Here is an 11,699-nt window from a genome sequence, read left to right on the forward strand (position 1 = left end):
CCGCCGGGAGATTCTCGGAGGTTAAGCTGGTCCTTCGGCTTGTCGTTTGTCTCAGGACGCACTACCTGCTAAACGAACCGCTCATATCGGTTAGAGGGATAGCGTGGGCAGGCACAAAATTGGGCATTTTGTCGCGTCGCCACTTCATTTTGAAGAGGTAAGACTCGCCGGTTGAAGAAGCAGCAAAATTTGGTAGCGCTACCGCGATCAGGCCGATGAGTGCCTTCAAAAAGGCGATTTGCGAGGTGTTTCGTGCAGGAGAATGGCTCAGGAGCCTCGTTTTGAAAAGGTGAAATCCGGCAGATGGAGCGATCTGAAGGGAATATCCCACTCTGGTTTAATGGTATGAGAGGGGATCGCAATTGACCGGCATAATCCCGTCGGCCGTTCGAGACCGTGGCATTTGACCAAAATCCGGCTTGGGCGACTGAAACCCGACTTTCGTGATCGGAGTCGGATTGGGCAATCGAAGAAGGGAAGACCAGCGGGCGAATCGGATCAGCCGAGAATAGTTGCCAGGGGCAGTGGTTGAGAGAAAACACGCTTTCAAGAGGGAAAACGTTGGCGGGACAGGGCGATGATTGCGAAGAAGCGGGCTTTGGTGGCACGGTTTTTACGCGGATTGTGGGCGCGTCGACGCCAGCCGCCAAACGGGGTGCCGCGTCCTGCGGAGTTGGACCGCGCCATAACGTCCGGCATGAGGGAGACTTGAGCGGAGGCATGGACCGCGAACCATGCTGATCGGACCAACGCTCGGGCGCTATCTTTCCTCACGGTTCCTGTTCATGATTCTGGCCGTGTTCTTCACCATCTTCAGCATGATCTATGTCGTGGATCTGATTGAACTTCTGCGCCGGAGCGGCAACCGGCCAGGGGTGACCGCCTCCTATGTTGCCTTTCTCTCTTTTTTGCGCACGCCCTCCGTTTCCGAACAGGTCCTGCCCTTCTGCATTTTGTTCGGCACCATGGCGACCTTCGTCAATCTCACCCGCCGGCTGGAACTTCTCGTCGCGAGGGCGGCGGGCATCTCCATCTGGCAGCTGATGACGCCGCCGCTCGGCATTGCGCTGATGATCGGCCTCTTCTCGGTTGCCATCTACAACCCTGTCTCGGCGATGATGCGCCATCGCGCCAATGGGATGGAGACGGCCTTGTTCGGCCATATCGATGGCCAGGATTCGGGCGGGCTGTGGATTCGTCAAAACAGCCCTGATGGCCAGGCGATCATCCGCGCCGAGACGGCGGAAAACGGCGGTACCCGGCTGAATGGGGTCAATGTCTATACTTATGGCACGGATGGGCGTTTCGAATCGCGTGTCGATGCCCGGCACGCCAAACTGCTTCCGGGCAAATGGGAGCTCGATGAGGTCAAGATCACGGTGCCCGGCAAGCGGGTCCAGCAGGCTCCGGTCTATATGCTTGCCACCAATCTCGGCCCCCGCGAGATTTCCGAGAATGTGGTGACACCGGATTCCGTGCCATTTTGGGAATTGCCATCGTTCCGCGCGACCACCGAGGCGGCAGGCCTTGACGCGACCGGCTATCGCCTGCAATTTCAGGTGCTTCTCGCACGGCCTCTGTTCTTCATCGCGATGGTTTTGATTGCCGCCGCGTTTTCGTTAAGGTTTTTCCGATTTGGTGGTATTACCAAAATGGTTTGCGGTGGAGCGGGCGCTGGCTTCGTGCTTTATGTCGTGTCGAAATTTACCAGCGATATGGGCAATTCCGGTCTCCTCAGCGTGCCGGTCGCGGCCTGGTCGCCCCCGATTGTCGCCAGCATGCTCGGTGCATTGGCCTTGTTGAATCAGGAGGATGGTTGATGGGGCGGCGTTCTGGCCCCATAAATCCGAACTTGCCGCAAGCTGTGATGCAGCGCATCCGCGATTCTCTTGTGTCGGGTAAGATTCCTGTGTCGGAATGGCTGCGTTTCCTGCCTTTCCTGATGCTGGTCTGTTTTGCCTCGTCCATCGGCATGTTCGGCTTGACCGACGCCGCGCGTGCAGCGCAGGCGATTGCGGGCGGCCATGCTCAAAAGGCTTCCAAATCGGCTGCGAGAGAGGCGGCGGATCAGGTCTCGGTCGCGAATCAGCCATCGGACGCTTCGTCGAAGAAGGAAGCGCCAGCCAAGAAGGAGCGCATGCTCGTCGAGGCATCCGAGATGCGTTACGATGCCGAAAAGGACACCGTGGCCGCCGTGGGCAATGCCCGCGTCTATTATACCGGCCGCGTCCTTGAAGCCGATCGCGTCACCTATGACCGCAAGGGCGGCCGGGTCTATGCCGAAGGCCACGCCAAGCTGACCGAGCGTGACGGCAGCGTGATGTATGGCGAACGCATCGATCTGACCGAGGATTTCCGCGACGGATTCATCGACAGCCTGCAGGTCGAGAGCGCTGACAAGACCTATTTCAGCGCCCCGCATATGGAGCGGATCGAGGAAGACACTGCGGTTTTCGATAAGGGGACCTATACCGCCTGCCAGGCCTGCAAGGACAATCCCGAGCGGCCGCGCTTCTGGCAGGTGCGGGCAAAGCGCATCGTCCACAAGAACGATGAGCATATGATTTATTACGAGGATGCCGCGCTGGAATTCCTTGGCGTACCGATCGCCAAGGTGCCTTTCATGTCGAGCCCCGATCCGACGGTCAAACGCAAATCGGGTATTCTCTCGCCACATTATCTCTACAAGAACGCGCTCGGCTATGGTTTCGGCCTGCCGATCTTCTGGGCGCTCGCGCCCAATTACGATCTGACGCTCACGCCGACAGTTTTTACCAACCAGGGCTTCTTCGGCAGCGCGGAATGGCGCCACCGGCTCGAGAATGGCTATTATTCGATTCGCGCCAACGGCATTATCGAAAGCAATCCAAGTGCATTCTCTCCCTCGCCCTGGAGCAGCGGCAATCACAAGGATCGCGGCAGTTTCGAAAGCACCGGTCAGTTCTCGATCGCGGACCATTGGAAAGTCGGCTGGGAATTTCTGCTTCTGTCAGACAAATGGTTCCTGTGGGACTATCAGGTTCCGAGCCAGACGTTGTCGTCCAATTACATCAGCGAATCGACCTCGACCATCTATCTGAACGGGCAGGGTGATCGCGGTTATTTCGATCTGCGCGCCTATTATTTCCAGGGGCTTTCAAGCCACGACTTCCAGCCGCAGCAGCCCTGGGTGAAACCGGTTTGGGACTACAACAAGACTTTCGATGTCGATCCCGCAAAAAGCAATGGCATTGGCGGTCAGGTCGAGTTGGATTTCAACCTGACGAGTCTGTCAGCCGCTTCTGCGAGTTTCCAGGCGGTCGGGCCGAGGCAATTGGACCATGCCTACAACCTTTATGACATTTGTCAGAACTACAAACCTGGATCGACTAATGGCGATTGTCTGTTGCGCGGCATCGGCGGCAATTACACGCGCGCCACGACAGATGTCTCCTGGAAGCGCAAATTCATCGATCCCCTCGGCGAGGTCTGGACGCCTTTCGCTTTCGCTCGCTTCAATGGCGAATGGATCGATCTGAATACGACCAATAGCTATAGTTTCTGGAACGGCAGCTCCGGTTCCGTCTACAGCAATGCCTCTCAGCTGGCTTTCCTTGGCGAGCGGGCGGCCGCCTTCTATGGACAGTTTACACCCGGAGCGGGTGCCGAATATCGTTATCCTCTCTTCACCCGGACCGGGGTCGGCACGCTGACCTTCGAGCCGATCGGACAGATCATCGTGCGTCCGAACAGCCAGATCGGCTATAATTCGCAATTCAATCTCGATGCGCAAAGCCTCGTCTTCGATACGTCCAATTTGTTCGAATGGAACAAATATTCCGGCTATGACCGGTTCGAGAACGGCATTCGGGCCAATTACGGCGCGCAATTGTCGGCGAATTTCGACAATGGCGGCTATGCAAATCTGACCTTCGGACAATCCTATCAGGTGGCCGGGCAGAATTCCTATGCGACGCCGGATGCGGCCAATGTCGGTTTGAGTTCCGGTCTCGACACGCGCCGATCCGATTATGTCGGTTCTTTCAGCATAGCGCCGTCTTCGGCTCTCTCGCTGACAACGCAGGGACGTTTCGACGTCAATTCATTCGAGCCGCGCCGCATCGATGTTATCACCTCCTATAATCTCGGCGCTTGGACCGGCAATATTCAATATGCCAATTACCAGCAGCAGCCGGTCATCGGTTATGACGTGCGCCGCGAGGGTTTGGCCCTGAGTTCCCGTTACAAGATCAGCGAAAATTACTTTACCGAAGGACATATCACCTTCGATATGAGCCGCCATTACTATCCTGCAAACATCACCGGTTATACCTATCCGGGTCTTTTCTATCCGGCGAGCTATGGTGTGACTGCGGGCTATCAGGATGACTGCACGTTAGTCAGCGTCATGTATAATTCCTATGAACAGGATACGGGCAGCGGCACAGTCAACCGTAACCAAGTATTCCTGGTGTCGTTTCAATTGCGGACGCTGGGTGATGCGAAATTCAGCCGGTCCTTTGCCAATTACAATAATATCGACGGTGTCAGATATTGATGCGGCATTGTCACAGCTTGTTGAACGAGCGAGAGGGGAGAAAGAGCTGCGGCGTGAAGGTTCGCGCCGCATGGTGTAGGGGGGCTGCATCATGATGGAGAATGGGCGGCAGGGCGCTACCCTGCAGTAGAGCGCCGCCATTGCCCCATCCGCTCTTGATTTTCCTTATGAAAATCCACATCGTCGGTCCGCTCGCACCATAAATTGAAAAGTGGAAAGGCCTCTTGGAAAATGTGATGCATTTACAATGATGTAAGGCATCGCCAGCGGGTCGGGTTGATCGCGCGATTGCTCTCGGGCATTTTTGGTTTGAGTGAAATCGCTTTGCGATTAAAATCACTTGAACAGGCTCTGCACATGTTGGTGGAGCGTTTCGGAACCATGCGGAAACGCTGCGGGGACTTTCGCGGATCTGCCTTGTAAAGATGATCTCGATCGCATGTCCTCGCGCATCCGGATCCGCTCTCGTTTCGTGAGGGAAGATGAGACGAACCGGTCTCTCGAACCCTCGACCGCCCCGTTGCCGATGGGCGTGCCCGTCCTCAATCGATCCGGAAGGGAAGAAACTCTTTGATGACAATAGCCGGTTCTCGCCTCCGGCAGCATTTTGCCGCCTGCATCACCCGTCCTGGAAGTGCCCTGACGCCGCTTTCGGCCAAGATCTGGATCATGTGCCGTCGAGCAGTATCACGGCATTTCCGTCCGCTTGCGCGCTCGACTTTCGCGGCTTTTCTTGTTGTCGGCGCGAGTCTGGGTGGTGGACTGGGGATTGATGAAGCTGCCGCACAGGCTATCGTTGCCACCATCAATGGCGATCCGATCACCAATATCGATATCGATGAACGGATGCGGATGCTGAAAGTGTTGCGCAAACCGTCCTCGCGGAACGATGCGCTCGAAAGCCTTTATACCGACCGGCTCGAAACACGTGAAGCCGGACGTTATGGCGTCAAACCGAAAGATTCCGATATCGGTCAGGAAATCGTTCATGTCGCTCAGCAAATGAACATTGCTCCGGAAGCGCTGATCGCAGGTCTGCAAGGCGCCGGTGTTTCTCCCGACCATTTCAAGGCGCATTTCGCCGCCGATCTCGCTTTTGGCATCCTCGTCAATGCCTTGAACAAGGGTGTTGAGGCCAGTGAAAGCGAGGTGCGCAAGGAACTGGCGAAGCAGGGTGGTAAAAACGCCGCCGGCACTGAATATTCGCTTCGGCAGGTCATTTTTTCCGTACCCAATGGCGCCTCGATGGCGGTTCTCAATGAACGCGCCCAGGAAGCCAATCAGTTGCGGCAACGCTTTGCCGATTGCGAGAGCGGCGAGAAGATCATCTATACGCTCAACGACGTTGCGATCCGCGATCCGATCCGGCGCACGACGACTGAACTCAGCGCGGGGCTGCGCAAGATATTGGACGACACGCCCGAAGGACACCTGACGCCTGTGCAACGCTCGCCGCAGGGATTGGAAATGATCGCGGTTTGCCACAAAAGGCCGGCGCTCGATGATACGGCTCTTCGCAAGCAGATTTCAGAGAAGATCCTTTCGGATCGACTGCTGGCGGACCAGAGGCACCGTCTGAAGGAAATGCGCCAACGCGCCGTCATCCGGCAGCATTGAGTAGCAAAGGCGTGATGCAGACTCTGACAGGCTTGGACGGTGCGATCTGCATGGCTTTCGCGTTGAAGAGGGTTTGATGGCGCCACTTGCATTGACGCGGGGCGATCCTTCCGGAATTGGACCGGAGCTCGCCTTGAAGGCGTGGTTGCGATTGCACGAGGATGCCGCCGCTCCGGTGTTTTTCCTGATCGCGGAGCCGGAGCCTTTGGGGGCGCTGGCGAGGCATCTTGGCCTTGCCGTATCCGTGCAACCGATCGTTGCGCCTGCCGAGACGGAATCCGTCTTTCGCCACGCTTTGCCGGTGCTGCGGCTTCCAGGCGTGGTGCATGGCGCGCCCGGTGTGCCGGATACGCTTGATGCTGCGGGGACTATTGCGTCCATCGAGCAGGCTGTCGCTCTTGTGGGAAGTGGAGAAGCGGCCGCCGTCGTCACCAATCCCATCGCCAAATCCGTGCTCTATGAGGCGGGTTTCGCGCATCCGGGCCACACGGAATTTCTGGGGGAACTGGCCCGGCGTGATTTCGGTGTGGCCTCGGCGCGTCCGATCATGATGCTGTGGTCGCCGGAACTCGCCGTCGTACCGGCGACGGTCCATATTCCGCTCGCCGCCGTCCCTCAATCTCTCGATACTGACCTCATCGTCGAGACGGCGCGGATCGTGGCTCACGATCTTTCCGTTCGTTTCGGGCTGCCGGCGGCGCGCCTTGTCCTCACCGGCCTCAATCCGCATGCGGGGGAGGAGGGTGGCATGGGACGCGAGGATCTCGAGATTATCGCGCCGGCCGTCAAACGTCTGAAGGAAGAGGGGATCGATGTTCGTGGCCCAGCCCCGGCGGACACCTTATTCCACGCGGCGGTGCGGGCGACCTATGATGCGGTGATTGCCATGTATCACGATCAGGCGTTGATCCCGATCAAGACCCTTGCCTTTGAAAGTGCCGTCAATGTAACGCTCGGCCTGCCTTTCATCCGGACATCGCCGGATCATGGCACTGCTTTCGACATTGCGGGCAAGGGCGTGGCCAATCCGGCGAGTCTCATTGCCGCTCTGGAGCTGGCGGGCCGGCTCGCCGCTCACCAAGCGCCCGCATGAGCGGCCTGAAGGATGCCCTTCCGCCCTTGCGGGAAGTGGTTGCGGCGCATGGGCTCGCCGCGAAAAAAGCGCTCGGTCAGAACTTTCTGTTCGATCTCAATCTGACCGGCCGGATCGCGCGCGCGGCTGATCCGGCTCATGCAGAGTTGATCATCGAGATTGGACCGGGACCCGGCGGTCTCACCCGCGCGCTGCTCGCCGAGGGCGCGCGCAAGATCATCGCCATCGAACAGGATGCACGCTGTCTGCCGGCGCTTGAGGAGATTGCCGCGCATTATCCCGGCCGTCTCGACATTCTCCACGGCGATGCGTTGAGCCTTGATCTCGCGCTGCTCATCGCTGGAAGGGCACCGGCGCGAATCTGCGCGAACCTGCCTTATAATATCGGCACGGCGCTGCTCACGCGATGGATCGAGACGGAACCATGGCCACCCTGGTATGACCGTCTCGTCCTGATGTTCCAGCGCGAGGTCGCCGACCGTATCGTGGCGACACCCGCGCGCCGCACGGATTACGGGAGGCTCGCCGTTCTCTGCAACTGGCGCTGCGAGACGCGCATCCTGTTCGATGTCTCGCCGGCTGCCTTCACACCGCCGCCGAAGGTTACATCCGCCGTGGTTGAACTCGTCCCGCGCGCGGCACCGCTCGCCTGCGACAGGCGCCGTCTCTCGGCCGTGACGCAGGCGGCTTTCGGCCAGCGCCGCAAGATGCTGCGACAATCTTTGCGCAGTCTTGGCGGGGACAAGACTGAATCGCTGATCGAGGCCGTGGGCCTCGTGCCGACGATGCGGGCGGAGGAAGTGGATGTTGCCGGTTTTGTCGCGCTCGCGAATACATTTTCGGCAAATACGGATTCGAGTATGCATCGCTGATCGGGAACGATTCACAGCCATAGTTGGAAATGGATGTGTTTGAAACGGCCATCCGGAGCCAACGCGAAAATCCATCCGAGCTTGCCGTTTTCATAGGTCACTTCGTAAACGTCGCAGCCTTGTGGCGTGCCCCCCCTGAAGCGAATGTCCTTTTCTTCTGTGTTCGCTTTGGCTTCAGAAGGCCGAAGCGTTCGGAGAGACGAAGAGCGCGGATTGTCAGCCCCATGCGATTTGCGCATTCGGAGGCAGTCAACCAGATGTCATTCGCATTTGGTTGGTTCATGTGTTTGGCTGCTCTGCATGGCCGGCCGCAACTGGGGCTGGAACCGTTTCTAAAATAAGACCATAGGTCCGGCTCAAGCGGAGAATGATGCTTGTTCCGAAAAAAGATGGCTGCTGAGGGATTTGCGGATCCACATGTACGGATACATCCGGATCCGCAAATCGAATGGGAGAGGATGACGCCTCCACCACAGGAGCGGGCTTTTTCGGAAATTTCTGAGAACACCGCTGATAAGACGATGGGGTTTGGATATCGTCGGCTGGGGGAATCTGCCATCCAGCAGTAGATCTCCGGAACGAACGGGATCGCTGATTCGGGCTGGAACTATCGAGGAAGGATCTCATGCATACGCCGCAGCTTTTTACGCCTTTCAAGGTCGGCTCGCTGACACTCGACAATCGCATCGTGATCGCGCCCATGTGCCAATATTCCGCCGAGAACGGGGCGACTACCGATTGGCATCTCCTTCATCTCGGCACGCTCGCTTTGTCCGGCGCGGCGCTCCTGACCATTGAGGCGACGGCGGTTTTGCCTGAAGGGCGGATTACCTATGCTGATGTTGGTCTGTGGGACGATGTGACCGAGGCTGCGCTTGCCCGGACGCTCAAGGGCGTCCGGCGCTATGGCCTCATGCCGATCGGCATTCAGCTGGCGCATGCGGGGCGCAAGGCTTCCAGTGATCTGCCCTGGAAGGGCGGTGCGCAAATTCCTCCGACACATGGAAATGGCTGGCAGACCGTCGCGCCCTCAGCCCTGACATTTGATCCTAAGGATAATCCGCCGCTGGCGCTCGACGCGCAGGGGCTTGCCAGGGTGCGCGAGGCTTTTGCCGAAGCCGCCCGCCGGGCTGGCCGCCTCGGTCTTGATTTCGTGCAGGTCCATGCGGCGCATGGTTATCTGCTGCATGAATTTCTGTCGCCTCTGTCTAATCAGCGCAACGATGAATACGGTGGCAGTCTCGAAAACCGTATGCGCTTTCCTTTGGAAATCTACGATGCCGTGCGCGCAGCCTTTCCGGCTGACAAGCCGGTCACGGTACGGGTCTCCGGCACCGATTGGGTGGATGGCGGCTGGGATATCGAGCAAACAATTGCTTTCGCCAAGGCGCTCGAGGCGCGCGGCTGTGACGCCATCCATGTTTCCAGCGGCGGTCTTTCGCCTGCCCAGAAAATCCCCGTCGGGCCGAGCTATCAGGTGCCGCTTGCGCGTGCCGTCAAGGCTGCCGTCAAAATGCCGGTCGTCGCTGTCGGCCTCATCACTGATTACGAACAGGCGGACGCCATTATCGGGACCGGCGACGCAGATCTTATCGCACTTGCCCGTACCATACTCTATGATCCGCGTTGGCCCTGGCACGCGGCAGCGGCTCTGGGAGCCAAGGTCAAGGCACCGCCGCAATATTTGCGGTCCCAGCCGAGCCGCTATCGCGATCTTTTCATCTAACTATCTAATATAATGTCTCAATGAGCATGGATCATCGAGACTTGGCTTCCAGCGACTGCAAGACGGCGGTATTCCACCGGACCTGATTGATCCCGGCATGCCGGGATCAATCAGACTTGATATAAAGCGCCTCTCGATCAATGGGCCGAGCGACCGATAAGCCACCTGTTTTGAAAATCGGCATATCCAACCAAAAAGTGGTATCCGCTTTTCGGTTGGATGCTGTAGGGACATTCGAACCGTCTCCAGTCCCTCGTTGTTCAGGGAAAGAGGGAAGCAAGGGCGCTCTCATCAAGGCCGGGAGGATTCCATGTCGGAGATGATCGTCGTCACGTTCGACGACCCATTCGAAGCGGATCGCGTTCTTACCGAATTGACACATCTCGAGGATGAATATCTCATCGAACTCGAGGATGCGATCGTCGCTGTCCGTGCGCCGGACGGTAAGGTCCGTTTCAAGCAGACCCATGCGCTCACCACGCTCGGCGCCGCCTCGGGTGGACTCGCTGGAGCCATGTGGGGAACTGTCATCGGGCTTCTGTTTCTCAACCCTCTGCTGGGTTTCGTCGCGGGCAGCGTGATCGGCGCCGGCACTGGAGCTCTGACCGGCAGCCTCCTCGATTATGGAATCGACGACGAATTCGTCAAATCGCTCGGTGATAAGCTCAAGCCCAACAGTTCGGCGATCTTCCTGCTGATCCGCAAGGTCGAGCCGGAAAAAGTGCTCAAGCATCTCGAACGGTTCAAGGGTCATGTGCTGCGTTCGTCGCTTTCTGCGGAACAGGAGCAGAAATTCGAATTGGCCCTGAACAAGGATGCCGTTGCGCCGCCCGCCGCACAGGCCTGACGAGTCTACGTCTTTGAAAACGTGATGTGTGGTGGCCCAAGAATTGGCCATCGCGCATGTCTGTCCGCGTGGCCTATCCCTTGCGCTATCCCTTGGCCTTTCTGGCTGGCTCGCCTATTTGATCTCCGCGCCATGCTGATTGCGCTGGCCGACCGCGGTTGGCCCGTTGCTTTGGACTTTCAATGCAGCCCGTCCAGATTGATCTCACCCTGGCCGATATTGCCATTCGCCTTTGTCTGACGCTCATTGCGGCGGGGATGATCGGCTTTAATCGGGAAACGCATGACCATACTGCGGGATTGCGGACGACGATGCTCGTCGGTCTTGCCGCCGCAGTCTGCATGGTGCTGGCCAATATTTTGATCGGAACAACCGGCAAAACTGCCACTTCTTTCGTGAATTTCGACCCGATGCGTCTACCGCTCGGGGTTTTGACCGGAGTCGGTTTTATTGGCGGCGGCGCCATTCTCAAACATCAAATGTCGATCACCGGCGTTACCACGGCCGCGACCTTATGGATCATGACCGCCATCGGCCTTTGTTTCGGAGCCGGTCAATTGATTCTGGGCGGTCTGGCGGCGGGACTTGGCTTTTTTACTTTATTGGCGATGAAATGGCTGGAGCAGCACTTCCGGCGCAAAAATCTGGCGATCGTCACCATCCTGACGCCGGATGGCCTCTCCTCCGTCGATCTGGATCGATTGATCGGCCCGCTCGGTTGCCGCACGCGACTCCTGCGCTGGAATCGCATGGCGGAAAGCGATCAGAAAAAGATCGTGTTTGAAATTGAATGGTGGCGCGCCATCGCCACCGAGCCTTCCTATGATTTCATCAAGATCATTGAGGCGAATTATCATGTCGATAAGTTCGTCGTCATTCGCTACGAGGTTTAGCTGTCATTATCTGCGGCCATTATATGGAAAAATAGCAGGATTTGACCCTCACGCACCCTATGAACAAAAATAACAGGCGACAATCTTTTAGGCTTTATCGAACTTCATGTAATA

At 57.7% G+C, this 11,699-nt stretch carries 9 protein-coding genes; 8 read left to right on the forward strand and 1 reads right to left on the reverse strand.

The features are described from left to right. Positions 1 to 734 precede the first annotated feature (734 nt). Together lptG and DL88_RS05955 are read left to right on the forward strand one after the other, a co-directional pair. Positions 735 to 1,820: an LPS export ABC transporter permease LptG gene (lptG, locus tag DL88_RS05950; protein ID WP_034993366.1), complete on the forward strand. Its 1,086-nt coding sequence runs from the start codon at positions 735 to 737 to the stop codon at positions 1,818 to 1,820. Further along, complete coding sequence (locus tag DL88_RS05955; RefSeq protein ID WP_034993368.1) at positions 1,820 to 4,537, forward strand: LPS-assembly protein LptD; 2,718 nt, start codon at positions 1,820 to 1,822, stop codon at positions 4,535 to 4,537. The genes lptG and DL88_RS05955 overlap by 1 nt, the downstream gene beginning before the upstream one ends. 10 nt (positions 4,538 to 4,547) lie before the next feature. Here the strand turns inward: DL88_RS05955 and DL88_RS20190 are convergent, their stop codons facing one another. Beyond that, positions 4,548 to 4,718 carry a hypothetical protein gene (locus DL88_RS20190; RefSeq protein WP_156970964.1) on the reverse strand — a complete coding sequence of 57 codons (171 nt, stop codon included), beginning with the start codon at positions 4,716 to 4,718 and terminating at the stop codon, positions 4,548 to 4,550. A gap of 392 nt (positions 4,719 to 5,110) precedes the next feature. Here DL88_RS20190 and DL88_RS05960 point away from each other — a divergent pair, with 392 nt between their 5' ends. From DL88_RS05960 to DL88_RS05995, 6 genes are all read left to right on the forward strand, one after another. Next, positions 5,111 to 6,154, forward strand: a complete 1,044-nt coding sequence (locus DL88_RS05960) for a SurA N-terminal domain-containing protein (protein WP_210165276.1) — start codon at positions 5,111 to 5,113, stop codon at positions 6,152 to 6,154. A gap of 76 nt (positions 6,155 to 6,230) precedes the next feature. Then, the gene (pdxA, locus tag DL88_RS05965) at positions 6,231 to 7,247 is read left to right on the forward strand and encodes a 4-hydroxythreonine-4-phosphate dehydrogenase PdxA (protein WP_034993370.1); all 1,017 of its coding nucleotides are present in this window, start codon (positions 6,231 to 6,233) and stop codon (positions 7,245 to 7,247) included. Further along, positions 7,244 to 8,119: a 16S rRNA (adenine(1518)-N(6)/adenine(1519)-N(6))-dimethyltransferase RsmA gene (gene rsmA, locus DL88_RS05970; protein WP_034993374.1), complete on the forward strand. Its 876-nt coding sequence runs from the start codon at positions 7,244 to 7,246 to the stop codon at positions 8,117 to 8,119. The genes pdxA and rsmA overlap by 4 nt, the downstream gene beginning before the upstream one ends. Positions 8,120 to 8,744: 625 nt before the next feature. After that, positions 8,745 to 9,845 carry an NADH:flavin oxidoreductase/NADH oxidase gene (locus DL88_RS05985; RefSeq protein WP_034993385.1) on the forward strand — a complete coding sequence of 367 codons (1,101 nt, stop codon included), beginning with the start codon at positions 8,745 to 8,747 and terminating at the stop codon, positions 9,843 to 9,845. A 310-nt stretch (positions 9,846 to 10,155) separates the two neighbouring features. Next, positions 10,156 to 10,692 carry a DUF1269 domain-containing protein gene (locus tag DL88_RS05990; protein ID WP_034993388.1) on the forward strand — a complete coding sequence of 179 codons (537 nt, stop codon included), beginning with the start codon at positions 10,156 to 10,158 and terminating at the stop codon, positions 10,690 to 10,692. Between the two features lie 182 nt (positions 10,693 to 10,874). Next, positions 10,875 to 11,585 carry an MgtC/SapB family protein gene (locus tag DL88_RS05995; RefSeq protein WP_034993392.1) on the forward strand — a complete coding sequence of 237 codons (711 nt, stop codon included), beginning with the start codon at positions 10,875 to 10,877 and terminating at the stop codon, positions 11,583 to 11,585. The last annotated feature ends 114 nt before the right edge of the window (positions 11,586 to 11,699 follow it).

This window comes from Beijerinckia mobilis (genome assembly GCF_000745425.1).
Classification (GTDB): domain Bacteria; phylum Pseudomonadota; class Alphaproteobacteria; order Rhizobiales; family Beijerinckiaceae; genus Beijerinckia; species Beijerinckia mobilis.